The following is a 25,556-nucleotide window of genomic DNA, read 5'->3' as shown; positions in this document are numbered from 1 at the left end:
ATATTTTAGTAGAAGAGACAGCTTTGGGTTTTCAAGAAAAAAGCTTCTGCCCTTTAAAAGAGCAGAAACTATATTAATAATCTTCTCTGAAATTTTTATTTCCGCCCATAAAAATCGGAGTACTTAAGTGTTTGATACGCTCCATGATCCTGAGAGCCTTCAGTTCATCGAGTCCGCCTTTTTGGGAATACGATAAGTGCTGCTGCAACATATCATAATCACAGTTAGACGTATAGAGAGTAGGTAGTTTTTCCATCATTCGATATTGAAGGATAACCCCAATAATCTCATCCCTGACCCAATTCGTCATATTTTCAGCCCCAAGATCATCAAGCATAAGTACTGGAACGGTCTTTAATAGTTCCATCTTAGAGTCAAATGTTCCGTCAGAGAGTGAAGATTTCATTTCACGAAGAAATTCTGGTGTATGAATAATCAAAGAGTGAACGCCTTTTTCTGCTAAACCATTCGCGATGGCACCGAGAAGATACGTTTTACCAACGCCAAACTTCCCATAAAAGTAGATCCCTTTTGCTTGCTGACCCGAGCCTGCCATCTGGACAAATTCATAAGCCTTCGAGATCGCATTACGTCTTGTATCATCAATACTATGCTTGTACAAACGATCAAATCTCGCTTCTAGTATCTCTTTCGGTATAAAGTAACTCTTTATCAATGAAGTCATAGATTTCTTTTGCTCATCAATAATCTTTAATTCACAAGGTTTGTATCTAAGTTCTACAGTATGTCTAACTTTTGTTAGTTCAGAACGATACCCTTGCATGAGATTCGGACAGTTATTTAAACCTGGACAATTGCGGCAGGCATTCTGTTCGTTCTTAAAGGTGTAAAAACTGGACAATAATTTTTCCGCATGGACATCTGATATGTCAGGATTCTCTCTTAGAAAACGCATGACTCCTGGGTCTGTAAGCACTTCTTGTTTCATTCGCTCAAATCTTTCTTGAAACTTATCAAAACCCGGCATATTCTTAACAGATTCCTTAATAGATTCCATATTATCCCCCCTTATTTCGAACTATTTAACAAGCTTTCAAGCCACTTACGATTCTCGTCCTCTGTAGCATCAGTGTTTGAATGATCTGTCTGACTAGTGGCCACTTTATCCTGTTTAAGCCAGTCAGGAACAGTTACGTTACTCTTTTTATTACCCTTATTGTAAGAACCTGAATTTACTTTCTTTTCTTGCCATTCTTTATATTTTCGTTTTTCATCGCGTGCTAACGCCATTGCTTCTGTTACCGTTTGTGCTTTTTTTCGAGCCCAATGTGAAGCGATCCGTTCGATCAACCCCTTTGCAAGCTTCATATCATTCTCAGATAAAACATAATCTAAAAGAACATTCGTAACCCCTGGTGTTAAATTCTGATCGATCATACAGTAAGCAACAAGCTTCAAATCTACTTCTGAAGGAGTTGTACCTGAATAATCTTCTAACAAACGATAAGGTGACACTTCTTCAAAGTATTTGATAAGTTCTTCTTCTTTTGTTTGAGGTTGCATGCCATGAAGTGCCTTTAATGGAACCGGCTGCGTTTTTAATGCTAGAACTGGTAGACCTTCTTCATGTTCAAATCGATACCATTTTTGAATTTCTTTCCTTAAGCTCTCTGCAGAAATTTCTCCTGTGGAATAATATACGTTTTGAATCTGCTTACTCATATCCATCGGCTGTAACTGATAGATGTATGCCAGCTTATAGATGGCTTCCTTTAATTTTGGAGTGAGCACCTCTTTAGGTACGATAAATGATGAGATCTGATTCACCATCGCTTCAAAATCAAAGGTAGATTCACTTAGTACAACTTTCCCATGAATGTCTTTTTCCTGTAAAGAGACATCTTTTGGAAGAACATTTTCGTTAATCTCAGCATAACTCTTTGATGACATTTCAGATGGATGCAAAGAAGTAAACACGTCACTGAAAGAAGCGGTCACATCTCTATAATCTGACACATCCATTTGAGAGATATAAAAAGATTCTCTAACTTCATTAAACTTCGCTTTTCCCAATCGATTAAAGAGATATATACTTAAAAAGCCATCTGTAAAAAAAGCGTTCGGCGAAAGCGGGAGTTGAAGCTCATAAATGTACTCCCTAGAGCTATCACCGTCTTTTTTAAACGTCTTCAAAAGACCGATCGCTTCTAGCTTCTTTCTTCCCGATAATATATCTTTTAACGAGAACTGAGTCACGTTCATGAGGTGCTGATGTTTTTGTGTCTGCCGATCCATATTTACTTCGCACCACAATGTCATGTATAAACTATGTGCAAATGCGCCAACCAACGGCTGATATAGCATGGTAAGAACTTTATGATCTATTTCATGCAACATACCCTTGCACTGGACGGAATACGTATCAACGGGCACAACTTCTTGAAAATGTACCGTCATCGTTTTCACCCTTTGTTAAAAAGTCTTAAAAGTAATGTGGCCGACGGATTTTAGTATCGTCAGCCAGAGTACTTTGTACATATAATTTATTCTGAAAAGCAGAATACGGAGTTAGATTGGAATAAAAAGAGCGTTACAGCAGTCTAAGATACGCTTTAACGCTCCTCCTTGTTAATTAGTTCTTTCAATTCCTGTATAAAAACATTAATATCTTTAAATTGACGGTATACAGAGGCAAATCTTACATATGCAACCTCATCTGTTTTAGACAGATGCTCCATCACCTGTTCACCAACAGCTGTACTCGAAACTTCAGATGCACCTGAGTTCCGCAATTCTTTTTCGATACTATCTACTATATTTTCAAGTGTTTCCAAGGGGACTGGCCTTTTTTCGCAAGCTTTAATAAGCCCTCTAAGGATCTTTTCACGGCTGAACTCTTCTCGTTCCCCGCCTTTTTTAACAATGATAAGCGGTGTTTGTTCTACCGTTTCAAATGTAGTAAATCTATAGCTGCAAGATTCACATTCCCTTCTGCGGCGAATGGATCTTCCGCTATGTACAGGTCTTGAATCAAGCACTTTTGTTCCGTTGTGCTGGCAAGTAGGACACCTCATTGTAATCATCCCCAAAAAATTTTCTATTCTCTATCTATCTTAAAGAAAAGGGAGGAATGTGACAAGCTATTCCTACAATTTTTCAGCCATTGACGTCCCAACAAACATTAGTTTTTCTTTTAAGATTTCATAAATATTTACAATAAGTCTTTGATTGTTGCCAAAATTGAAAGGAAGAGCAGATTCTGTTGATACGTTTAAATCTACAGCAGTTCGATTCGCTTTAACTGTTACTACACTAATAACGACAAACGCACTCTTAGGCTGTCTAACTTCAAACGTTACCTCTCCCCTTTCTTCTGAAAAACCTAGCTCATGGAAATTCATGTCTTCATCTAAAATCTGTTTGATCACTTTCATTACTTCAGGTTTATTAGCTTTAAAATAATGGGTTCTAAGTCTTTCGTCCACATGCTGTTCACTCGTTTCTGCATGATTTTCCATTAGATTTTGAAGTTTTCTAAACATAGTAGTCCTCCAAAGCAATATAATTTGTATCCTATTATTCCCTATAATGAGTGAAATAAAAAAGAGGTGTGATTTCTCACACCTCACGTACATTCTGTTTTTAAATTATTGAGCAGTAACTTTTGATTTGGCAACAGAAATTGGACCCATTCCACGAGGAACTTCCAAGTTTTCGCGCTTTTTAGCGCCAAGTGCCTCCGAAATGTAATCAGCAGCTACGTTAGGATCGATTCGATCTCCACACGTATATACATCAATACTTGCATAACCATGCTCAGGAAAACTGTGAATAGTTAGATGAGATTCAGAAATAATAACAACTCCACTTACACCATGTGGAGCAAATTTATGAAAAGCAACCTCACGAATTTCTGCACCTGATTTCAATGCAGCGTCAACGAATGTCTCTTCAATAAATTTCATGTCATTTAGTTTTTCAGAATCACAACCCCATAACTCAGCAATTACGTGTCTTCCCATTGTATCCATTAGCATAGTCCCCCTTTTAAAAATAATCATGCCTTCAAGCATGCGGTATCGAATATCTACCACGGGGGCAAGTTAGTCCAAAGAGGTCCTAACCCTTTAAGTAGCATTCAATGCCTTTGTTTGCTTTATTTGAAGTTCACGAATCATAGTATACTTCTTTTAAAATTTATTTGCAATAACTATGGGCAAATTTTTTTAAGTCAATTTTATATTGTTTTTTAAGGATAAGGATCAATTGAAACATACTAGTTCGTTTAAAAGTAGAAAAGAGCTGGTGTGATATCCAGCTCTCACTCATTTATTTATTTTAACTGACTGTTTTTATGATACTGACACATTTTTTTCTTGTACCGGCATATTCAAAGCAACACTTACATGTTTCGCAAGATCTACTACTCGGCATGAATAACCCCATTCATTGTCATACCAAGCAAGGACCTTTACTTTATTACCGTCCATCACCATAGTTGATAAGCCGTCAATGATTGAAGAGTTTTCATTTCCATTATAATCAATCGATACTAGCGGCAGATCGCTGTACCCTAAGATTCCACGCATTGATCCTTCAGATGCCGATTGTAGAGCATGATTGACTTGGTCTTTAGATACAGGAGTCTTTAACTCCACAACAACGTCAACCAATGAAACGTTAGGTGTTGGAACGCGTAGTGCCATACCATTCAGTTTGCCTTCTAAGTGAGGCAAGACTTTTGCAATAGCTTTTGCAGCACCTGTAGAAGTTGGAATAATAGAAGTGCCACATGCACGTGCACGTCTTAAGTCTTTATGTGGGTTATCAATATTTTTCTGGTCATTCGTATACGCATGTACAGTCGTCATCATTCCGGACTGTACCCCGAACTGATCATCAAGCACTTTAATCACAGGGGCTAAACAGTTCGTCGTGCACGATGCATTAGATATAATATGGTGTTTCGAAGAAATGTAATCGCTATCATTTACTCCCATAACAATTGTAATGTCTTCATCTTTCCCTGGAGCAGTGATAATTACTTTCTTTGCACCTGCTTCAATATGAAGACCAGCAGATTCTTGTGAAACAAATTTCCCAGTTGCTTCTATAACAATATCAACGCCTAACGTTCCCCAAGGAAGTTCACGAGGATCGCGAGAGTTAACTAATTGAACTTTTTTTCCATCAACAAAAAGGGCATCTTCTCCAGCAACAACTTCTCCCGGGTACGTCCCATGTATAGAATCGTACTTAACCATATGAGCAAGAGTCTCTGCAGGATAGCTGGCATTAACAGCTACAACCTCAAATTCATCGTTCTCCATCATTTTGCGGAAGACCATTCTTCCGATTCTCCCCAAGCCATTAATTGCAATTTTTGCTTTCATGAAGCTGCTCCTTCCAATGTGTTATACTCTTTCTTGTATCTATCTGTAATTAGTATATCATATTAACACTTGAAAAGAACATACTTTTATTTAATTTAGGCTGAAAAAGGGCTTATATAGATAAAAACAGACCTGAAATGGTTATCAGGTCTGTTTTTTTGTTTGTTTTAGCAAGGAAAGAACATCATTTTCTAAAGCAGAAAGAGATCCATTATTGTTGATTACTACATCTGCTAATTCCTTTTTTTCTGTGATCGGCATCTGGGAATGGATTCTAGACTTCGCTTGCTTCTCTGAAAAATGATCTCGATTTATCAATCTTTGAAGTTGTATTTCGGGCGTTGCATATACTAACCACGTTCGATCTACCATATGTGTAAGCTTACTCTCAAATAAAAGTGGTATATCCATAACCACTATAGACTCTCCTGAACGTAGATAATCATCTGCTTGCTGTCTCATTTCCTTTCTAACAGCAGGGTGAACAATCTCGTTCAGCATCGTCCTCTTTTCAGTATCGTTAAAAATAATCTCTCCTAATCCTGCTCTGTTTATTGTCTTGTCATCATTTAGTATCTGTTCACCAAAGCAGGCCACGATCTTCTCATATGCTTCTTTCTCTGGCATAACAACTTCTCTAGAAATGATATCAGCATCGACTACAGGAATTCCTTGACCTCTGATGATGTTACTGACTGTTGATTTTCCCGTTGCAATGCCTCCAGTTAATCCAATAATCACAAGTTATCCTCCAGTGTTACATTTTTAATAATCCCATTACGATCAATAAAACGCCTGGCAGAATGGATAATCCCTTCATCCAGTTTGTTTTGTTAAAAAGATATAACCCTAAAACCATACCACCCCATAAGAATAAAGCGCTCATCACCGCAATTGTAATGGTTGTTAATGAAGGAGACAAGTCGATGAGTGCTGCACCTATTCCCGCTCCAAAGGCATCAAGCGATAATGCTATTCCAAGCAGTACAGCTTCTAAGCCCGTAATTGAACCAGACTTATCGATATCTGCCATAACTGGTTTCTTAAGTATGTGTATGACGATTCCCAACGACTTAATTTCAAAAAGCACAATGTTCTTAGGTTCTTTTTCCATGCACTCAACGTTCTCTTTCTCTGGTAAGAAAACCTGCCATAGAGAGTAGATTCCGATTCCGAGAAGAATCACGCCTCCCAATATCTCACCTGTTTTAGGTGAAATAAATTGTTCTAACGTAAATCCAAGCAACATCGAAAGTAAAAAGGTAACAGCTGAACAAATTGCGATGATCATAATGGAGCGAAAAGGAATTTTAATGGATTTCATTCCATACGTTAATCCGGCTCCAAAACTGTCCAGGCTGACGGCTAGTGCCAGTAATACAAATGAGTAAGCCACCATTGTTCCTGTACTCCTTTCAGTTAACGGTAAACGTAGTATATGAAAGGAGTACAGAAATGGTTTATTTTTGACAAGTCTTACAGATGTGAGTTCCTCTACCCGCTACAACTAATCGCTCGATCTCAGTACCACACACACGGCATGCTTCATTTTTTCTGCCATATACAAATAATTTCAGCTGAAAACCGCCTGTCTCACCCACTGCGTTCGTATAGGAACGTATTGAGCTTCCTCCGTGCTTCACAGACTCAGAAAGGATTTCAGTAATCGCTGTTTTCAACTTCTTTAATCGAGGCAGAGTTAGAGAATTAGCTGGTGTCTCTGGATGGATTCCTGCCTGAAACAGTACTTCATCTACATAAATGTTGCCTAAACCAGCCAGAAGAGTCTGATCAAGCAATACCGATTTTATGTTGCGTTTCCGATTAGCAAACAGCTTTTTTAGAAGAGCGGCTGTTAAGGAATCCGAAAGTGGTTCTACACCTAAAGTTTTTAACGGAGCATGACTTCCCTCTGTTCCTTTTGGATACAGATGCATCGTCCCAAATTTTCTCACATCTCGATATCTTAGTTCAGTTCCATCAGAAAACTGAAAAATAACGTGAGTATGCTTATCAGCTGGCTCATCGCTTTGATTCAAGCCATATTTCCCTTCCATCCTAAGGTGAGACACCAATACATCTTCATCAAGATGAAAAATTAAAAATTTCCCTCTTCGATACGCATTTTGAAAGGTTTGACCTTTCAACTTCAAAATGAATTCTTCAGTACCTGGATGTTTAATAATATTTTCCCAGTATATTTTTACATCTGTAATCATTTTTCCTGGTAGGAATTGATTCAGTGTGTTTTTAACATTTTCGACTTCTGGTAACTCAGGCATCCTTTCACCAACCTTATTAGAAAAACAGCACCCTGGATCTATAGGATGCTGTTTCTTTATTATTTTGCTTCGAACCAGGAATCTCCCCAGTTCACATCTACTTTTAAAGGTACATCAAGTTCTACTGCTGATTCCATTACTTCACAAACGATCTCTTCAAGTTTTTGCAGCTCATTTTCTGGTACTTCAAAAATAAGTTCATCATGTACAGTGAGCAGCATTTTAGCTTCAAGTTTCTCGTCAGTTAACCGCTGATCCATATCGACCATCGCTTTTTTAATGATATCTGCAGCAGTTCCTTGAATCGGCGTATTCATAGCTGTTCTCTCCGCGAAACTACGCAGGTTAAAGTTCCTGCTATTAATTTCGGGCAGATAACGTCGTCTATGAAGCAGAGTTGAAACAAAACCATTATGTTTTGCCTCAGAAACGCTGTCCTTCATGTACTGCTGGACACCAGGAAAACTATCCAAATAGGACGCTATAAATTCTCCGGCTTCTTTCCTCGTGATACCTAGGCTTTGTGATAGGCCATAATCACTAATTCCGTATACAATACCAAAGTTAACGGCTTTAGCGTGTCTTCTCATTTCAGATGTAACTTCACTCTCTTCCACATGAAAAACATCCATGGCCGTTTTCGTGTGAACATCCATCTCCAACTTAAAAGCTTCCATTAAGTTTTCATCCTGAGAGATATGAGCCAATACGCGCAGTTCGATCTGTGAATAATCAGCGGCAAGAATCTTCCAGCCAGCCTGTGATGCAACGAAGGCATGTCTGATTTTTCTTCCTGCTTCTAAACGAATAGGGATGTTTTGAAGATTAGGATCGATAGAACTCAGTCTTCCTGTTTGAGCAAGTACCTGATTGAAGCGTGTATGAATCTTACCCGTATCTTCTTTAACTACTTTTAACAGACCTTCAATATAAGTAGACCTTAACTTACCAAGTTGACGATAGATAAGAATCTTGTTAATGATCTCATGCTTGCCTTCTAATTTCTCTAATACATCAACAGAAGTCGAGTAACCTGTCTTAGTTTTCTTAACAGGCGGCAGGTTCAACTTCTCAAATAATATTTCACCTAGTTGTTTAGGCGAGTTAATATTGAAGGATACTCCAGCCAGTTCGTGAATGTCTTTTTCAAGTGTTGTTAACTGTATATCTAGGTCAGCACCCATTTTTTGAAGTGTGTCTGATTTTACTTTAACGCCGAACTCTTCCATCTTAGCTAAAACGAGAGCTAATGGCATCTCTAACTGATAGAACAGATCACTCTGTTCATTTTCTTTTAACTTCTCATCCAAAAGGTCGCTCAATTGAAAGACAGTATGAGCTTTTCTACAGAGGTGCTCAGCGAGGACAGCTTCATCTTCTGGCAGCTTCTTCTTAGCACCTTTACCATATACAGCTTCGTTTACGTCTACATTAGACTTGCCATACTGCTTCGCAACATCTGCTACTTCATCTAACGATTCAGAAGGATTAAGCAGATATGAAGCGAGTTGAATATCAAAATCGATTCCGTTCAACACGATTCCTTGCCCATGTAAGGCAACATGAGCTCTCTTGGCATCAAACATTCTCTTCTTTTGATTGTCGTCTTGCAGCCATTCCTGAAATTCTTCTGATTGATCTGCAAGACTTGAAGGAATATAAAATGTTCCTGCATCATTACTTACAGCGAAACCATGAATTTTAGCTTTATGATAATCTTCAGTAAGCGTTTCTACAATAAGGGATGAAGGGCTTTTTAGCATATCAGCCTCGATTTTGGTTACCGTTTTAAAGTTAAGCTCTTCTTTTTCTTCATCCTGAAGAATTTCTTCATCGCCACCCAATCGTTCGAGCAATGAATTAAATCCTAATTCTTTGAAAAGAGGAAAAACAGAAGACGTTTCATATCCCTCGTAATCCGTCTCATCTAGACCGATTTTAATAGGAGCTTCCTTCGTTATCGTAGCAAGCTCTTTACTCATAATGGCTTGTTCTTTGTTCTCTGTTAACCTCTCTTTAAGCTTAGCACCTGAGATTTCATCAATTGAATCTAGAACTTTTTCGATCGTTCCATATTGTTTGATCAATTTGATCGCAGTCTTTTCTCCGACCCCAGGTACTCCTGGAATATTGTCAGAAGGGTCTCCCATGAGCCCCTTCATATCAATGATTTGGTGCGGCGTAATGCCGTACCGCTCATTCACTTGTTCAACGGTATACGCCTCAACCTCAGTGATTCCTTTTCTTGTTAAGACCACTTCAACATCAGGAGTAACAAGTTGAAGTAAGTCTTTATCACCGGTGAACACTTTCACATCCCAGTTCCCGTCAGCAGCATAAGAAGCAAGTGTTCCAATAATGTCATCTGCTTCATAATTTTCAAGCTCATACCGTTTGATTTTAAATGCATCTAACAACTGTCTGATAAAAGGAAACTGTTCTGACAATTCGGGTGGCGTTTTCTGACGACCGCCTTTATATTCACCAAATGTCTTATGTCGGAATGTCGTTTTCCCTGCATCAAAAGCGACGAGGATATGAGTAGGCTTTTCATCTTCTAAAATTTTCAGAAGCATCTGAGTAAACCCGTATACTGCGTTTGTATAAATACCTTTATCGTTGTTTAAAAGTGGTAGAGCAAAAAAAGCTCTATATGCAATACTATTTCCATCAATAAGTACTAATTTGTTTGTTTTTGCCAAGTCCGTAACCTCCTGAGGACATTTCTTCTATCATCTATTGTATCACGATGACAACCAGAAACAAAAAAGTAGGAATAGAAGAGTTCTTGGCCATAAAAAAGGCGAGAATCCATGAAGGACTCTCGCTAAGGGGGTACTGAAAAAGGATAACTTAATCATAAGATTTAACTGTTAATTAAAGAAAACAAGCGTGTTAAGGAATTGTAAATCTTATAACTCGAACTTCTTTGGAAATAGAATTGTAAACAGAGAACCTTCACCTGGCTTACTTTGAACTTCAATGGTTCCGTGATGGGCTTCTACAAGGTGCTTAACGATCGCAAGCCCTAATCCAGTGCCTCCCGAATTCCTGCTTCTTGCTTTATCCACACGGTAAAAGCGTTCGAATATTCGAGGGATCTCACTTTCCTTGATGCCAATTCCAGTATCTTTAATCAGCAGCCTCACATGATCTTGTAGTTCTTCCACCACTACGTTTACACGACCACCAACAGGCGTGTACGTTAAGCTGTTTGAAACAAGGTTAATGATGATCTGCTTCAATCGAGGTGAATCTCCGTCCATAATGGTTTGGCCAGTAACATCAACGGATAGAATAATGCCTTTCTTTTCAGCTTTAGGCTGAAGAATCTCAAAGGTATCGTTTACTAAAGCACCAAGATCAATAGATTGCGTTTCTAGGTGAAAACCTTGCTCACTTTTAGAAAGGTCTAACAAGTCTTGGATAAGTGCCTGAAGCCTATCACTTTCATTTAACATGATCGTTAAAAATTTATTTCTAAACTCTTCATTTTCACCTGCACCATCTAATAAAGTCTCAGCAAACCCTTTTAAAGAAGTGATCGGCGTTTTGAGTTCATGTGAAACATTAGCCACAAAATCTTTTCTTACTTGCTCGAGTTTCTTAAGCTCTGTTATATCGTGAAATACAAGCACGATCCCTTTTAGCTTACCTCTTGCGTTGAGGACAGGTGCACTATAGACATCGAAATGTTTCGTATCGATGTGAATTGGAATAACCGTGTTTCTTCTAACTTTTTTTTCAGTTAAATACGTTTCTTTGACAATATCCTTAATAGATGTGTAAGGAAACACTTCATAGAAGAGATGACCCGTCCAATAATCCGTATGCTCTTTAAACAGTTCTTTGAACGTTTTGTTTACTAAGTTGATATATCCATTTTTATCAATAAGAATAAGTCCGCTTCCCATATTTTCGATCAATGTTATCAAGCGATCGTGCTGTGATTCTTGGGATTTTGTCATCTTCTCTAGGTTACGGGCTAATACATTTAATGAATAGTTTAACTCACCAATATCTTCCCCAAAATATTCATACGTTCTTGCTTTGAAATTACCTTTAGCAAGCTCTTTCGCAGTCTGAGTAGCCTCTTCTACAGGTCTAACAATCTTATGGATCACTTTGAGGGATACGTACAGAATGATGATAAAGCAGATAAGGAAACCGATCGACATCATGATCCAAATCGATCTCTCTTCAGATTCCGCAGCACCTTCAGGAATTGCAAACTGTATATATCCTGTTTCATCTTTCTTTTTTAACGTATAAAATAATTTACCGTTGTCATTCTTTAGCACAAGATTTTGATCATTCGTTTTTTTATCTTTTGGGTAATACGAAGACATGTTTCTTGGACTGTCTCCGTCAGATGTGTATTTTACATTCCAATCTGAATCAAGTATATAAATCTCACCCTTAAGATCTTCAGAGGCCGTTCTTAATAAGTTCGTTATGGTTGATTTTGATTTTTCAGTCTTAAGAACTTGTTCAATTAGACTTAATTCACCTTTATAAAATTCCATACGCTTATCTTTCACACTATGATGAACGATGTTCCCCATAATGAGAGCTAATAGAATAAAAACCAATAAAATACCGAGCAGGAAAAAGGTAAGTACTCGGTTCTTAAAATCATGCATTATTGAGGCTCCTCTAGCTTATAACCTAATCCCCTTATGGTTTTAATATAAATTGGCTTACGAGTATTATTCTCGATCTTCTCCCTTAAATGACTGATATGAACATCAACAATTCGTGTGTCACCTACAAAATCATAGTTCCATACTGCAGAAAGCAGCTGTTCCCTCGAAAGAACTCGGCTCTTATGTCTAGCAAGGTAAACAAGCAGTTCGAATTCTTTTGGTGTAAGTTCTAGTGCTTTTTCCTTGAAATACGCTTCATAATTTTCTGGGTAAATATCAACTTCTCCAATTTTAAGATGTTCTACTTCTTCTTTTTTCTTTTCTGAGTCCGTATTCGCTGATGATGATCTTCGTAGTATTGCCTTCACCCTTGCAACCACTTCACGTGGACTGAACGGTTTCGTCATATAATCATCTGCACCTAACTCAAGTCCTAACACTTTATCAAACTCATCATCCTTAGCCGTTAACATGAGAATAGGAATATTTAATTTTCTTAGACGGAGTTCTTTACATACTTCTATTCCATCCATTTCCGGCAGCATAAGGTCTAATATGATTAGATTAGGTTCTTCGCTTTCTGCTTTTTCTAATCCACTCTTGCCATCCATTGCCGTAACTACTTGAAATCCTGCTTGTTCTAAGTTAAATTGCAACAATGTTGAGATCGAAATTTCATCTTCTACTACGAGTAACTTTTGGCTCATCATATTCCCACCTTTTTACGACTTGTACAAATTCATCATACTATTTTTTTTATAGTGTGTACAAAAATCGCAAAATTTTCATAGTGGCTTTACATATCCTTAACATTCTCTTTACATTGATAAGGTTTTTTATGTTTATTGTTCAAATTGGGTTAGATAAATCGGATAAAAAATTTTATATACGTAATTAATCGGTAGCTTTACGGATATATGGTTCTTATCTACGGATATAATGGTGTTTACCTCGTATAAAATCCCCTTGTATGCCTCCTATGTACATTTACATCATATTTGTATATTTAAAGAGGACATAGTTAACTTATCAACATTATATGAGCAAAAAAATAAACCTTTCATATGAAAGGTTTAGAAATTTTCCATTGTATTAGATGTAATCGATTTTGGAGCATATGGAGGACAAACGTGTAAATGACTCTTTAACACTTCGATTCCTTCCTCATTCTCTGCTCTAACGTTCATATGCACAATATGCTTTTCTCTATTTACTTCTGTAATTTCAAATAAAAAGGTTAATTTGGAATAATGATAAACGGGTTTAATAAATGTGAAACTTGATTCAACGATCGAACTTCCAGGACCCGGTAAATATTTTGATACTGCTGAAGTGACCATACCCATCAGCATGACTTGTGGCACGACAGGCTTTTTATAAGGTGTCAATGTTGCATAATCGTGTTGGATGAATAGTGGGTTGTTATCGTTCGTTAAGCCTAAATACAATAGAAGATCTTTATCTTCAATTGTTTCTTGCATCTCTAATTTTTCCCCAGCTTGGATCTCGTCTATTTTTCTTCCGAGTTTTCGCTTTTTTCCGATCAGCATTTAAAGACCCCTCTCTAGATGATAACGCTTTCATAAATATCTGGAGAAAAGATTCGGGGATCTGCCCGAATCTCTCACACGCTTATGCTAATACTTTCATAACGGATTTAACAGATTCTGCCGATTGATCAAGCGCTGCTTTCTCCTCTGCCGTCAGCTCAAGTTCAATGATTTCTTCTAGACCGCCACCGCCTAGGATCGTTGGGACGCCAAGACAGATACCATCATAACCATACTCACCCTCTAAAAAGGCGATTGAAGGAAGCACTCTGCGTTGATCTTTAACGATCGCTTCTACCATCTCAACTAAAGAAGCAGCTGGTGCATAATAGGCAGATCCGTTACCTAAGAGATTAACGATTTCTCCTCCACCTTTACGTGTGCGCTCAACAATAGCATCTAAACGCTCTTTAGAGATTAATTTCTCTAACGGGATTCCACCTGCATAAGAGTATCGTACGAGTGGCACCATATCATCTCCATGACCACCAAGAACAAAACCAGTAACATCTTTTACAGATACGTTAAGTTCCATAGCAACAAATGTACGGAAACGTGCTGTATCTAGTATTCCTGATTGTCCGATTACACGGCTTTTAGGAAAACCAGATTCTTTTAATACTGTGTAAGTCATGGCATCAACTGGATTTGTTAAAACGATAATCGTGCAATCCGGAGAATGTTTAACGATCTCCTTCGTTACGCTCTTCATGATTCCAGCGTTTGTGTTTACAAGATCATCACGACTCATACCAGGCTTGCGAGCAATTCCTGCTGTTATAACAACTACATCAGATTCTGCTGTATCTGCATAATCGCTCGTACCTGTAATCGATGCATCAAAACCTTGAACAGGACTTGCTTCCATCATGTCGAGGGCCTTACCTTTTGTAGGGTTTTCCATTTGAGGAATATCAACTAATACTACATCCCCAACTTCTTTTTGTCCTAAGATAAAAGCCGTTGTTGCTCCTGTAAATCCTCCACCAATAACCGAAATCTTTTTTCGTTTGTTAGCCATGTCTTTCCCTCCAGGAACAGTTTAAAAAACATAAAATATGTTGAGAAGACCCCTTATAAAAAGGGGTCAGTTAGATTACATGTTTTTGATTAGTTCGTCAGCAAACTCAGAACATTTAACTTCTGTAGCGCCGTCCATCAAACGTGCAAAGTCGTAAGTAACAACTTTACTTTCGATTGTGTTTTCCATTGAAGAAAGTACTAATTTAGCAGCTTCTCCCCATCCTAGATGTTCAAGCATCAACACACCTGAAAGAATTACAGATGATGGATTTACTTTATCAAGACCAGCATATTTTGGAGCAGTACCATGAGTTGCTTCAAAGATAGCGTGTCCTGTTTCGTAGTTGATGTTTGCACCTGGTGCGATACCGATACCACCAACTTGTGCAGCAAGAGCATCAGAGATGTAATCTCCATTTAAGTTCATTGTAGCTACTACATCAAACTCAGCTGGACGAGTTAAGATCTGTTGTAAGAAGATATCAGCGATAGAGTCTTTAACAATGATCTTACCTGCAGCTTCTGCATCTGCTTGAGCTTTGTTCGCAGCATCTTTTCCGCTTTCTTCAACAATGCGGTCATACTGAGCCCATGTGAATACTTTGTCACCAAACTCAGCTTCAGCTAACTCATAACCCCAGTTCTTGAAAGCACCTTCTGTATATTTCATGATGTTTCCTTTATGAACAAGTGTTACACTCTTGCGTCCTTCGTTGATCGCATATTGAATCGCTGCACGAACTAGACGTTGAGTACCTTCTGAAGAAACCGGTTTAATACCGATACCTGAAGTTTCAGGGAAACGGATTTTGTTAGCACCCATTTCATCTTGTAGGAATTGAATCAACTTTTTCACTTCATCTGATCCACTCGCATACTCGATACCAGCATAGATATCTTCTGTATTCTCACGGAAAATAACCATGTTTGTATCTTCAGGGCGTTTTACTGGTGAAGGCACACCTTTGAAGTATTGAACTGGACGAAGACAAGTAAATAGATCTAACTCTTGTCTAAGTGCAACGTTTAAAGAACGGATTCCTCCGCCTACTGGCGTTGTTAATGGTCCTTTAATCGCAATTATGTAATCGCGAATCACATCAAGCGTTTCTGCAGGAAGCCATTCGCCTGTTTGGTTAAATGCTTTTTCTCCTGCTAATACTTCTTTCCAAACGATCTTTTTCTCACCGTTATATGCTTTTTCAACAGCAGCTTCTAAAACACGTGAAGCAGCAGCCCAAATGTCAGGACCTGTTCCGTCACCTTCGATAAAAGGGATCACCGGTTGATTTGGTACGTTTAATACACCATTGTCGACTGTTATACGTTCTCCGTTTGACATTTCTAAATTCCTCCTAATTCTTGTATTGCATGTACTATACTAGTCTACTAAAAAACATAGGTAAAAGAGAAGAAGAATCCCTTCTCTTTTAAAGATATAACCTATAGTTTTTATATTATCTTTGTTCTAAAGCAACATACTGCTGCATGTCAGGTCCGATATATTCAGCACGAGGGCGGATTAAACGGTTGTTTTCATATTGTTCTAAGATATGTGCAATCCAGCCAGAAACACGGCTGATCGCAAAGATTGGCGTGAATAAGTCATGGTCGATACCTAAGCTGTGATAAACACTAGCAGAATAGAAATCTACGTTTGGCAGCAAGCCTTTCTTCTGCTTAAGCGTATCATCAATCTTTACGCTCATTGTGTACCATTTTTCTTCACCTGTAATCGATGTTAGCTGTTTAGACATTTCACGCAAATGTTTTGCACGTGGATCGCCGTTCTTGTATACACGGTGACCAAAGCCCATGATCTTTTGTTTGTTCTCAATCGCGTTGTCCAAGTAAGATTCTACGTTTGCTTCTTCACCGATCTCAGAAAGCATCTTCATTACTTGTTCGTTTGCTCCACCATGAAGTGGTCCTTTTAAAGCACCGATCGCTGCTGTAATGCCTGAATAGATATCAGAAAGAGTAGCTACACAAACACGTGCAGTGAACGTGGATGCATTTAGCTCATGGTCAGCATGTAGAACTAATGCTTTATTAAAAGCTGTTTCAGAAATTTCATCAGGTTCTTTACCTGTAAGCATATATAGGAAGTTAGCTGCATAGCTAAGTTCTTTTTTAGGAGCAATCGGATCTTTTCCTTCCCTAATACGTGCAAATGCCGTTACAAGTGATGACATCTGTGCTTGAAGACGGATGGCTTTTTTGTAGTTTCCATCTGTAGACATATCCTCTGCTTCTGAATCATACATCGCTAATGTTGACACGATTGTACGCAATACAGTCATAGGATGTGTATTCTTCAAAGGAAGCGATTTCATTTGTTCCAACAATTCTGCGGGCAGCTCACTAGCCTCAGCAAGTTCTGATTTAAAAGATTCTAGTTCAGATTGGGAAGGCAGTTTACCATTCCAAAGCAAGTATACAACTTCCTCAAAAGTTGCATGTTCAGCTAAGTCATCAATGCTATATCCTCTATAGGTTAATACATCGTCAATGATAGAGCTGACAGAAGATGTCGTTGCAACAATTCCTTCTAATCCTCTTGTAGCTGTCATGGCTATCTCTCCTTTTTTTCTGTTATTCTCTCTTCTCCTTTAATTGTTTCACTTTTTAAAAAATAGAAAGAGCTTACATTTTCCATGTAATAAAAAAGCCGGATTCAAGGTTACATTCCCAACTTTTTTAATCTCGAAACTGAGACTTGAAAAATGAAAGACTATTTAAAGGAAATGGGACATACACATCAATTATAAACAATAATCTGATATTTGTGAACGGATATCACTTATTTCGTGCGGAAAGCGTCATGAACCTGAAAACATTCCAACGACTTTCATAGCCATATATGCAATTCCTGCTCCGATCAATGGTCCTACAGCAACTCCTTTAAAAAGAGCGACAGCCAGGATCGTTCCAAAGACCAAAGCAGCAGTAATATGAGGATCATTCTGAAGCAGATGAAGTCCTTTACTTGCGATTACCGCTACGAAAATGCCCGATAATAGAGCAACCCACGCATAATAAGAACGCAATGATTCAGACAACTGTTTAAACCCAATCTCACCAGATGCTATCGGAACTAATACGGCAATTGTAATGATCGTCACACCCCAATTTATCCCTTTTTGCTGTATAACAGAAAACCATTTATCACCCATACCGGTAAATTTTAACACTAACAAAAAGGCGACCGCGACGATTAAAGATTGATTTTTTGCCAATAAGCCAATGATTAATAATCCGAATAAAAACAGTAAAGGTCCCAAAGATTTTCATTCCTTTCTCACTAATTTATATGTACGTAAAGGCAGGTGGAAAATTTGTATGCTGAACTGACACATCGTTTATTGCGTATTGGATTTATTCTATCCCTCGCTGTTGCCCTTATTTTTTCTGGCTATTATGTTTCTGCTATTCTTTATCCTTTCATAGCAGGCGCAATCATAGCACTTATGATCAATCCTTTTGTAGACTTTATTGTAAATCGTTTTAAAGTGAATAGAGCACTTGCTGTCATTCTTTCTATATTAGGACTTTTAGGTGTAATTGTCTTGTTACTAACCTTGCTCATTCAAGAAATGATGACTGGTTTTGCCTATATTGCACATGAGTTACCCGCTTATATTCAAGAATTGGTCTTTTACTTTGAACGATCATTTAAAATGAACGTTCTCCCTTTATATCAAGATTTGCTCTCCATCTATAGCAAGTTGGGAACCGATCAACAAGAAACAGTCATGGATAATATCGAGAAGATTGGAACAGGAATAACCACGAATGCATCGAGTATGACACAAGCCGTGATTAATAGTGTCTCTCTAATGATCGTAAGTCTTCCAACTTTTTTAACGGTTTTTATTTTTTCTCTTCTCGCTGCTTTTTTTATAAGTAAAGACTGGTACCGACTGATAGGGTTTCTTAACGCGCTCTTTCCTGAAAAATTAATCCACACCGTCACAACGGTATATGTAGAACTGAGAAAAGCTTTATTCGGTTTTTTAAAAGCACAATTAACCTTAATCTCTATCACAGCATGTATCGTATTAGTAGGTCTTTTGTTGATGCGAATTGATTATGCAGTTACCATATCTGTTCTGATTGGGGCGATAGATCTGCTTCCATACCTTGGGACAGGTGCTGTCTTTCTGCCATGGATCGCTTATTGTTTCTTAACAGGAAATTATACGCTGACGATCGGACTATCCATTTTGTATGGAGTTGTTGTTATACAAAGACAGATTATGGAACCAAAGCTTTTATCAAAAACGATCGGACTCGATCCTCTTGCTACACTAGTCTCTTTATTTGCTGGGTTTCAGCTTCTTGGGTTTGTTGGCCTTATCATCGGACCTGTTATCCTAGTTGTTATTCGTGCACTCTACGAAGCAAAGTTCTTTCATGAGATCTATCAATTTGTTATGAAGCCTATACACAAATAAAAAGAACGATTGCTGAAAGTGAGCATCGTTCTTTTTGTTTGATTGTTTTCGAATTCATGGATGTATTTGTAAGTAGTTGGTTTCCGCTCCAGGTTGCTCGCTTTCCGCGGGGCAGGCGGTGAGCCCCTTGCCGCTTTGCGCCCTTAAGGGTCTCACCTGACCGCTTGTCCCTCAGGAGTCTCGCACCTTTCACTCCAATCAACCGTCAAAGAAGAGTACATATAGCGACTTGAAAGCAAAAATCTTTTAGAAACTGCCTCATTTGATCTGCTATGTTGACTCTGGCAGTAAATAGTGACTTTACCTTCTTTTTATGAAGTAAAACTGTCCTGATTGCATCTTTTGGAAGAGTTTCGCTTTCATCCACAACTTCACTGGTTTTCTTAGTGGAGGGATAAGTAAGAAGAAACCTATAATGTCAGTTAGAAATCCAGGTGCTAAGAGTAATGCACCACCGACCAGAATACATGCCCCATCAAGAACTGCTTCTCCTGGCATCTGACCGCTCTCGAGCTGCATCTTCACGCGTTGAAGCGTCTCTAACCCTTCTTTTTTTGCCAAATAAGCACCTAATATACCGGTAATAAATATTCCAGCAATCGTTGCAGGAATTCCTATATATTGCCCTGCCAAGATAAACAGAGCTACTTCAATAGCAGGAATAAGAATAAATATAGGTAATAGCTTACGGAACATTTAAATCACCGCTTTCGTTAAACAAATAATAAGCAGATTAAGCCTATGCTATTTTTTACGTATCAAAAAAGAGAAGGTTTCACCCTTCTCTTTTCGTATAATTAGATAACGTTCTTTCTTCCGTCATAAATGTATCCAACAGAAGCATCGATCGTGATCTCTTGGCCATCTTTAAAGATTTCCGTAGCATTTTGTAAGCCAACGATAACCGGAATACTTAGAGATACTCCACATACAGCAGCATGGCTTGTTAATCCGCCTTCTTCTGTAATAACAGCTGATGCTTTTTCAAATGCAGCAATCATATCACGGTCCGTTCCAACTGTTACAAGAATTGCGCCTTCAGTCATCTTTTCCATCGCTTCTTGAGCTGTTTTAGCTACTACTACTTTCCCTGAAGCTGATGATTGTCCGATTCCTTGAGCTTTAGCAAGCACATCACCAATAATGTGAACTTTCATTAAGTTTGTAGATCCAGATTCACCTACTGGTACACCTGCGGTAATCACTACAAGGTTTCCATGTTGAACAGCTTCAGCTTTAATCGCTGAATCAATCGCAATTTGGAACATTTCATCTGTTGTTCCAGCTTTCTCACCTTTTACAGGTGTTACTCCCCAAACAAGTGCAAGCTTACGGCAAACGTCTTCGTTGCTTGTTACAGCGATAATAGGAGCTTTTGGACGATATTTCGAAATCATACGAGCTGTTTGTCCTTTTTCAGTAGCAGTAATAACAGCATCTGCATCAAGGTTAAGAGCTGTAAAGGAAACAGATTGAGAAATCGCGTCTGTAATCGTCGTTTTGCTTTCTTTGCTTCTTGAAGATAATAATGTTTTATAGTTCAAAGAACTTTCAGCACGGCTAGCAATCTTATGCATGGTAAGAACCGCTTCAACTGGATAAGTACCAGCAGCTGTTTCACCTGAAAGCATGATGGCATCTGTTCCGTCAAAGATCGCATTTGCTACGTCACTTGCTTCAGCACGTGTTGGACGCGGGTTACGCTGCATGGAATCTAACATTTGAGTTGCTGTAATAACAGGCTTTCCAAGCTCGTTACACTTTTTAATCAGCATCTTTTGTACAAGAGGTACTTCTTCAGCCGGAATTTCAACACCAAGGTCACCACGTGCTACCATAAGGCCGTCAGAAACAGCAAGGATCTCATCGATATTGTCTACACCTTCTTGGTTCTCGATCTTAGGGATGATTTGAATATGGTTAGCGTTGTGTCGATCTAAGATCTCACGAATTTCAAGAACATCTGTTGCACGACGTACGAATGACGCAGCAATAAAATCAACACCTTGCTCGATACCAAATTCGATATCTTTTGCATCTTTGTCTGTGATACCAGGAAGTTTTACGCTTACGTTAGGTACGTTTACACCTTTTTTATTTTTTAATGTACCAGAGTTTAAGATTTTTGTAGTCAGTTCTTTTTCGCCGATCGCTGTTACTTCAAGTTCGATCAGTCCGTCATCAAGCAGGATTCTTGATCCAACATGTACGTCTTCAACAAGACCTGGATATGTTACAGAGATCTTTTTGTCGTTACCCACTACTTCTTCCATAGAAACGATCAATTCGTTTCCAGCAACAAGTTCAGCTACTCCGCCTTCTAGCATTTGAGTACGGATTTCAGGTCCCTTCGTATCTAAAAGGATCGCAACTGTTTTTCCAAGCTCTTTCGATGCTTCACGAATGTTGATGATTCGTTGACCGTGTTCATCAAAGTCACCGTGAGAGAAATTTAGGCGGGAAACGTTCATCCCAGCATTCATTAATTCTTTTAACTTATCAATACTTTCGCTTGCCGGTCCTATCGTACAAACGATTTTTGTTTTGCGCATCATGTAAATGGCCTCCTGATTTTCTTTTTTCGCAGAAAGGCATCGTAAGGCTTCTGCAGTTAACCCGCAGCCGTACGATGCATTAAGCAGATTATATGGATAATTCTTGTGATAACTTGTACATTTGTCTATCTATCGAATGTTTTCTAGATAATACTTCTGTAATGTCATAATCAACAAGTTTGTTATTTTCAATACCTACTGTACGACCAGCTTTGCCTTCTAATAAGAGTTCAACCGCTTGCGCACCTAGACGGCTTGCTAGTACCCGGTCAAAAGCTGTAGGCGAACCACCGCGTTGAATGTGCCCCAGAACAGTAACCCTTGTTTCGAAGTCTGTAAGCCTTTCGATCTCTTTAGCAACATCCACGCCGCTTCCACAGCCTTCTGCGACAATAATGATACTATGTTTCTTACCGCGCTCGTGTCCTCGTTGCAGCTTTTGTACAACTTGATCCATCTTGTGGTCTTCTTCTGGAATGAGAATCGTCTCAGCTCCATCTGCAAGGCCGGCCCATAGAGCCAAGTCACCAGCGTCACGTCCCATAACTTCAATGATATAAGTACGCTCATGTGAAGTAGCTGTGTCACGAATCTTGTCGATAGCATCGATAATCGTGTTTAATGCTGTATCAAAACCGATTGTGAAGTCTGTACCAGGGATGTCATTGTCGATCGTACCAGGTACACCAATCGTTGGATAACCTTGTTCAGACAATTTCTTAGCACCTTGGAAAGAGCCGTCTCCACCAATAACGACTAATCCTTCGATACCGAATTTTTTTAACTGCTCGATACCTTTTTGTTGTCCTTCTGGTGTTTTGAACTCTAAACAACGTGCTGAATGAAGCATCGTGCCTCCACGATGTATAATATCTCCAACAGATCCTAATTCTAGTTTCTTAATATTCCCCGAAATTAGTCCTGCATAACCATTGTATATCCCATAAACTTCTAAGTCATGGTAGATTCCTTTTCGAACAACCGCCCGAATCGCAGCGTTCATGCCTGGTGAATCGCCACCACTTGTTAGAACTCCTATCCGCTTCATGAAACATTTCACCTCTCTAGTTCTCTCGTCTTATTAAAATATCATGTTCAAATGTTGAACACAATAGACAACAATAGGCAAAAAAATGCGCCTTTCCCTAAGCAGAAAGGCACATTCCCTATTTAACAACAATGGAATCGTTTACAAACCCAAATTGTCCGATTTTTTTATATTTTTCATAGCGTTGATTTATGAGCTCTTCTTGAGACATAGACAACAGAGAATCTAAAGAAGTTTCCAAAACCTGGTCGATCAATTCCGCCTGGTACTTAGCATCTTTATGTGCTCCGCCCTTAACTTCTTCAATAATCTCGTCTATAATTCCTAACTCCTTTAAGTCTGGAGCAGTGATTCTCATCGATTCTGCTGCTTTTTTCGCCATCGAAGCATCTTTCCAAAGAATGGCAGCTGCACCTTCTGGGGAGATAACAGAGTAGGTTGAGTTCTCGAGCATGTGTACATAATTCCCTACACCTAATGCTAATGCTCCACCGCTTCCACCTTCTCCGATCACAACACAAATAACAGGAACAGTTAATCCAGCCATCTCAACTAGGTTACGAGCGATCGCTTCACTCTGCCCTCTTTCCTCAGCTGCTTTTCCTGGATATGCTCCTTTTGTATCAATGAAACAGATAATAGGTCTATTAAACTTCTCCGCTTGTTTCATTAAGCGAAGTGCCTTACGATAGCCTTCTGGATGTGGCATCCCAAAATTACGACGAAGATTTTCTTTCGTATCTTTCCCTCTTTGGTGTCCGATGATCGTTATAGGTAGATTCTTATAAAAAGCTACGCCTCCAACGATCGCTTCATCGTCACCAAAAAGACGGTCTCCATGTAATTCGATGAAATCCGTAAACAGATAGTTAATATAATCAAGGGTGGTTGGGCGTTCAGCATGTCTGGCAATTTGAACTCGATCCCAAGGTTTCATCTCTGAATACGTACTGTTTTCTAGGTTAGACAATTTTTCTTCTAGCCTTTTGATCTCATCAGTTAAATCAATATCTTTTTCATCCATAAATGATTTAAGTTCTGCGATCTTTTTCTCTAGCTCATGTATCGGTCTTTCAAATTCTAGTTCTGCAGCCATGCCTTACACCCTCCCTTCTGTATGAATCTTTAATAGCGTACTCAATGTTTTCTTCATTTCGCTTCTATGAATGACTTTATCTAACTGTCCATGCTTCAATAAAAACTCAGCAGTCTGAAAATCATCTGGTAATTCTTGGCGAATGGTTTGCTCGATGATTCTTCTGCCAGCAAACCCAATCAAGGCTTTAGGTTCAGCAAAATTGTAATCACCAACAGATGCGAAACTTGCGGAAACTCCCCCAGTAGTTGGGTGTGTCATGATAGAGATGAACAGCAACCCTCTGTCACTCAATCGTTTAAGAGCGACACTCGTTTTAGCCATCTGCATCAGGCTTAAAACGCCTTCTTGCATTCTAGCTCCACCTGATGCTGTAAAGATAATAAACGGTGTTTCTTTATCGATCGCGTGCTCGATCGCACGTGTGATCTTCTCACCTACAACAGAACCCATGCTACCCATTCTAAAACGAGAATCCATAACCGCTAATGTTACATCAAGGCTATCTATCTGACCTGCACCTGTAACAACAGCTTCGTTAATTTTGGTTTTCTTTCGGTCGCCTTCAAGTTTCTCCACATAATCAGGAAACTCTAAAGGATTTCCTGAAATCATATCTGCGTCATATTCTGTGAATGTTCCTTCATCAATCAGTGCAGCTATTCGTTCTTGTGATGACATTGGATAATGGTATTGACAACCTTGACATACAAGTAAGTTTTTTCTTAACTCTTTTGTTACCATGATGTGCTTGCATTCTGGACATTTACTCATAATCCCTTCTGGTACGTCTTGTTTAACTTTACCAGTCGGTATCGTGGCATATTTTTTCTTTTTTACAAACAATCCTTTTATCATAAATGAATAACACCACCTATTCGATTGCGTTTAGAGCATCGTTTTGTTTTGATAACAAACTCGTCAGCTTCACAGCATCTTTTGATTGAAGAAGTGTCAGGACTTCCTCACAAAATGCTCGTGACCAGTACGAGTTTGCTCGTTGCAATGAAGACCCATAACCCGTTAGTTCTACATATAAACGATAAAGAAGATGATTGCCGCATGCTTGAATCACAATCTTTTCAAATTGCTTGCAAGCTTCATTAACTTGTTCATGTTCGTTTGGATCCATCTGCTTAATTAGTTGTGTAAGTTTTGAGATGGTCGAAGATTTGCACCTTCGTACTGCAAGCTCTACACAGTCTTTAATAACAATATGCCTTGTTTCCTGAAGGTCGTGTCTAGCTTTATTATCATTCAAGATGAACGAAGCTAGCACTTCGACGAGCCGGTGTCCGGTTGCTTCACGAATAAAGGTCCCTTCGCCTCTTCTTGTCTCAATCAGACCTAAAAGTTCTAGAGATCGCAGTGCTTCGCGAACAGATGATCTTCCAACCTTCAGGCGGTCACTCAGCTCCCTTTCAGAAGGGAGCTTGTCACCCGCTTGAAGACCGTCCTCAACGATAATCGCTTTAATTTGTTTAAGAATTTCTATATATACTTTTTCGGTAGGCTGGACAGACATTCCTCTCTCCTCTACCGGTT

24 protein-coding genes are annotated in these 25,556 nt (G+C 38.8%); 1 reads left to right on the top strand and 23 read right to left on the bottom strand.

All coding sequences use genetic code 11. The features are described from left to right. Positions 1-73 precede the first annotated feature (73 nt). The 17 genes from dnaI to IHV11_RS03190 form a co-directional block, all read right to left on the bottom strand. On the bottom strand, positions 74-1,018 hold the full coding sequence (gene dnaI / locus IHV11_RS03270) for a primosomal protein DnaI (RefSeq protein ID WP_197193682.1): 945 nt from the start codon (positions 1,016-1,018) through the stop codon (positions 74-76). Positions 1,019-1,029: 11 nt separating this feature from the next. Then, positions 1,030-2,418 carry a replication initiation and membrane attachment family protein gene (locus tag IHV11_RS03265; protein ID WP_197193681.1) on the bottom strand — a complete coding sequence of 463 codons (1,389 nt, stop codon included), beginning with the start codon at positions 2,416-2,418 and terminating at the stop codon, positions 1,030-1,032. Between the two features lie 155 nt (positions 2,419-2,573). Beyond that, positions 2,574-3,035 (bottom strand): transcriptional regulator NrdR, encoded by a 462-nt coding sequence (nrdR, locus tag IHV11_RS03260; protein WP_066396742.1) that lies wholly within the window; start codon positions 3,033-3,035, stop codon positions 2,574-2,576. Positions 3,036-3,107: 72 nt separating this feature from the next. Further along, positions 3,108-3,503 (bottom strand): cytosolic protein, encoded by a 396-nt coding sequence (locus tag IHV11_RS03255; protein WP_197193680.1) that lies wholly within the window; start codon positions 3,501-3,503, stop codon positions 3,108-3,110. 105 nt (positions 3,504-3,608) lie between these two features. Further along, complete coding sequence (gene speD / locus IHV11_RS03250; RefSeq protein WP_197193679.1) at positions 3,609-3,992, bottom strand: adenosylmethionine decarboxylase; 384 nt, start codon at positions 3,990-3,992, stop codon at positions 3,609-3,611. A gap of 321 nt (positions 3,993-4,313) precedes the next feature. Next, complete coding sequence (locus tag IHV11_RS03245) at positions 4,314-5,354, bottom strand: glyceraldehyde-3-phosphate dehydrogenase (RefSeq protein WP_197131514.1); 1,041 nt, start codon at positions 5,352-5,354, stop codon at positions 4,314-4,316. Positions 5,355-5,498: 144 nt separating this feature from the next. Further along, complete coding sequence (gene coaE, locus IHV11_RS03240) at positions 5,499-6,095, bottom strand: dephospho-CoA kinase (RefSeq protein WP_197193678.1); 597 nt, start codon at positions 6,093-6,095, stop codon at positions 5,499-5,501. Positions 6,096-6,111: 16 nt separating this feature from the next. Then, a complete protein-coding gene (gene ytaF / locus IHV11_RS03235) occupies positions 6,112-6,753 on the bottom strand; it encodes a sporulation membrane protein YtaF (RefSeq protein WP_197131520.1) in 642 nt (213 codons plus the stop codon). A 61-nt stretch (positions 6,754-6,814) separates the two neighbouring features. Next, positions 6,815-7,636 carry a DNA-formamidopyrimidine glycosylase gene (gene mutM / locus IHV11_RS03230; RefSeq protein ID WP_197193677.1) on the bottom strand — a complete coding sequence of 274 codons (822 nt, stop codon included), beginning with the start codon at positions 7,634-7,636 and terminating at the stop codon, positions 6,815-6,817. A gap of 59 nt (positions 7,637-7,695) precedes the next feature. Further along, positions 7,696-10,338, bottom strand: a complete 2,643-nt coding sequence (gene polA, locus IHV11_RS03225) for a DNA polymerase I (protein WP_197193676.1) — start codon at positions 10,336-10,338, stop codon at positions 7,696-7,698. A gap of 210 nt (positions 10,339-10,548) precedes the next feature. Beyond that, positions 10,549-12,279, bottom strand: coding sequence for a two-component system histidine kinase PnpS (gene pnpS / locus IHV11_RS03220; RefSeq protein WP_197193675.1), 1,731 nt, complete (start codon positions 12,277-12,279; stop codon positions 10,549-10,551). Continuing rightward, a complete protein-coding gene (locus IHV11_RS03215; RefSeq protein WP_197190328.1) occupies positions 12,279-12,989 on the bottom strand; it encodes a response regulator transcription factor in 711 nt (236 codons plus the stop codon). The genes pnpS and IHV11_RS03215 overlap by 1 nt, the downstream gene beginning before the upstream one ends. 366 nt (positions 12,990-13,355) lie before the next feature. Further along, a complete protein-coding gene (locus tag IHV11_RS03210; protein WP_197193674.1) occupies positions 13,356-13,832 on the bottom strand; it encodes a MaoC family dehydratase in 477 nt (158 codons plus the stop codon). Positions 13,833-13,914: 82 nt separating this feature from the next. Further along, positions 13,915-14,853 (bottom strand): malate dehydrogenase, encoded by a 939-nt coding sequence (gene mdh, locus IHV11_RS03205; RefSeq protein WP_066396759.1) that lies wholly within the window; start codon positions 14,851-14,853, stop codon positions 13,915-13,917. 75 nt (positions 14,854-14,928) lie between these two features. Then, a complete protein-coding gene (icd, locus tag IHV11_RS03200) occupies positions 14,929-16,197 on the bottom strand; it encodes an NADP-dependent isocitrate dehydrogenase (protein WP_197131549.1) in 1,269 nt (422 codons plus the stop codon). Between the two features lie 115 nt (positions 16,198-16,312). Beyond that, on the bottom strand, positions 16,313-17,428 hold the full coding sequence (gene citZ / locus IHV11_RS03195; protein WP_197131552.1) for a citrate synthase: 1,116 nt from the start codon (positions 17,426-17,428) through the stop codon (positions 16,313-16,315). Positions 17,429-17,677: 249 nt separating this feature from the next. Beyond that, entirely contained in the window at positions 17,678-18,139 is a 462-nt protein-coding gene (locus IHV11_RS03190; RefSeq protein ID WP_197131555.1) for a DUF441 domain-containing protein, read from the bottom strand. Positions 18,140-18,193: 54 nt separating this feature from the next. On the opposite strand from IHV11_RS03190, the gene ytvI reads away from it, so the two are divergent. Continuing rightward, on the top strand, positions 18,194-19,312 hold the full coding sequence (gene ytvI / locus IHV11_RS03185; RefSeq protein ID WP_231620178.1) for a sporulation integral membrane protein YtvI: 1,119 nt from the start codon (positions 18,194-18,196) through the stop codon (positions 19,310-19,312). Between the two features lie 300 nt (positions 19,313-19,612). On the opposite strand, the gene IHV11_RS03180 is transcribed toward ytvI, so the two are convergent. From IHV11_RS03180 to IHV11_RS03155, 6 genes are all read right to left on the bottom strand, one after another. After that, entirely contained in the window at positions 19,613-20,008 is a 396-nt protein-coding gene (locus IHV11_RS03180) for an FxsA family protein (protein ID WP_197193672.1), read from the bottom strand. Positions 20,009-20,109: 101 nt separating this feature from the next. Further along, entirely contained in the window at positions 20,110-21,864 is a 1,755-nt protein-coding gene (pyk, locus tag IHV11_RS03175) for a pyruvate kinase (RefSeq protein WP_197194905.1), read from the bottom strand. 91 nt (positions 21,865-21,955) lie between these two features. Continuing rightward, a complete protein-coding gene (gene pfkA, locus IHV11_RS03170; protein WP_137788670.1) occupies positions 21,956-22,915 on the bottom strand; it encodes a 6-phosphofructokinase in 960 nt (319 codons plus the stop codon). A gap of 118 nt (positions 22,916-23,033) precedes the next feature. Beyond that, the gene (gene accA / locus IHV11_RS03165; RefSeq protein ID WP_197131565.1) at positions 23,034-24,011 is read right to left on the bottom strand and encodes an acetyl-CoA carboxylase carboxyl transferase subunit alpha; all 978 of its coding nucleotides are present in this window, start codon (positions 24,009-24,011) and stop codon (positions 23,034-23,036) included. Positions 24,012-24,014: 3 nt separating this feature from the next. Further along, positions 24,015-24,869 carry an acetyl-CoA carboxylase, carboxyltransferase subunit beta gene (gene accD / locus IHV11_RS03160; protein ID WP_197193671.1) on the bottom strand — a complete coding sequence of 285 codons (855 nt, stop codon included), beginning with the start codon at positions 24,867-24,869 and terminating at the stop codon, positions 24,015-24,017. A 16-nt stretch (positions 24,870-24,885) separates the two neighbouring features. Beyond that, positions 24,886-25,536: a FadR/GntR family transcriptional regulator gene (locus IHV11_RS03155; RefSeq protein ID WP_197193670.1), complete on the bottom strand. Its 651-nt coding sequence runs from the start codon at positions 25,534-25,536 to the stop codon at positions 24,886-24,888. Between the last annotated feature and the right edge of the window lie 20 nt (positions 25,537-25,556).

Source organism: Fictibacillus sp. 26RED30, assembly GCF_015903845.1.
GTDB lineage: Bacteria > Bacillota > Bacilli > Bacillales > Fictibacillaceae > Fictibacillus > Fictibacillus phosphorivorans.
The sequence above is the reverse complement of the archived record's forward strand: the minus strand, read 5'-3'. Positions and strand labels throughout refer to the sequence as shown.

Excerpts from the sequence above, each read along its gene's own strand:
- pfkA (WP_137788670.1), bottom strand. The coding sequence starts at position 22,915 with ATGAAGCGGATAGGAGTTCTAACAAGTGGTGGCGATTCACCAGGCATG.
- icd (WP_197131549.1), bottom strand. The coding sequence starts at position 16,197 with ATGTCAAACGGAGAACGTATAACAGTCGACAATGGTGTATTAAACGTA.
- IHV11_RS03215 (WP_197190328.1), bottom strand. The coding sequence starts at position 12,989 with ATGAGCCAAAAGTTACTCGTAGTAGAAGATGAAATTTCGATCTCAACA.
- mutM (WP_197193677.1), bottom strand. The coding sequence starts at position 7,636 with ATGCCTGAGTTACCAGAAGTCGAAAATGTTAAAAACACACTGAATCAA.
- speD (WP_197193679.1), bottom strand. The coding sequence starts at position 3,992 with ATGGATACAATGGGAAGACACGTAATTGCTGAGTTATGGGGTTGTGAT.
- accD (WP_197193671.1), bottom strand. The coding sequence starts at position 24,869 with ATGATAAAAGGATTGTTTGTAAAAAAGAAAAAATATGCCACGATACCG.
- accA (WP_197131565.1), bottom strand. The coding sequence starts at position 24,011 with ATGGCTGCAGAACTAGAATTTGAAAGACCGATACATGAGCTAGAGAAA.
- IHV11_RS03155 (WP_197193670.1), bottom strand. The coding sequence starts at position 25,536 with ATGTCTGTCCAGCCTACCGAAAAAGTATATATAGAAATTCTTAAACAA.
- IHV11_RS03210 (WP_197193674.1), bottom strand. The coding sequence starts at position 13,832 with ATGCTGATCGGAAAAAAGCGAAAACTCGGAAGAAAAATAGACGAGATC.
- IHV11_RS03265 (WP_197193681.1), bottom strand. The coding sequence starts at position 2,418 with ATGACGGTACATTTTCAAGAAGTTGTGCCCGTTGATACGTATTCCGTC.
- IHV11_RS03245 (WP_197131514.1), bottom strand. The coding sequence starts at position 5,354 with ATGAAAGCAAAAATTGCAATTAATGGCTTGGGGAGAATCGGAAGAATG.
- pnpS (WP_197193675.1), bottom strand. The coding sequence starts at position 12,279 with ATGCATGATTTTAAGAACCGAGTACTTACCTTTTTCCTGCTCGGTATT.
- mdh (WP_066396759.1), bottom strand. The coding sequence starts at position 14,853 with ATGGCTAACAAACGAAAAAAGATTTCGGTTATTGGTGGAGGATTTACA.
- nrdR (WP_066396742.1), bottom strand. The coding sequence starts at position 3,035 with ATGAGGTGTCCTACTTGCCAGCACAACGGAACAAAAGTGCTTGATTCA.
- IHV11_RS03180 (WP_197193672.1), bottom strand. The coding sequence starts at position 20,008 with ATGTTCCGTAAGCTATTACCTATATTTATTCTTATTCCTGCTATTGAA.
- citZ (WP_197131552.1), bottom strand. The coding sequence starts at position 17,428 with ATGACAGCTACAAGAGGATTAGAAGGAATTGTTGCAACGACATCTTCT.
- dnaI (WP_197193682.1), bottom strand. The coding sequence starts at position 1,018 with ATGGAATCTATTAAGGAATCTGTTAAGAATATGCCGGGTTTTGATAAG.
- ytaF (WP_197131520.1), bottom strand. The coding sequence starts at position 6,753 with ATGGTGGCTTACTCATTTGTATTACTGGCACTAGCCGTCAGCCTGGAC.
- IHV11_RS03255 (WP_197193680.1), bottom strand. The coding sequence starts at position 3,503 with ATGTTTAGAAAACTTCAAAATCTAATGGAAAATCATGCAGAAACGAGT.
- pyk (WP_197194905.1), bottom strand. The coding sequence starts at position 21,864 with ATGCGCAAAACAAAAATCGTTTGTACGATAGGACCGGCAAGCGAAAGT.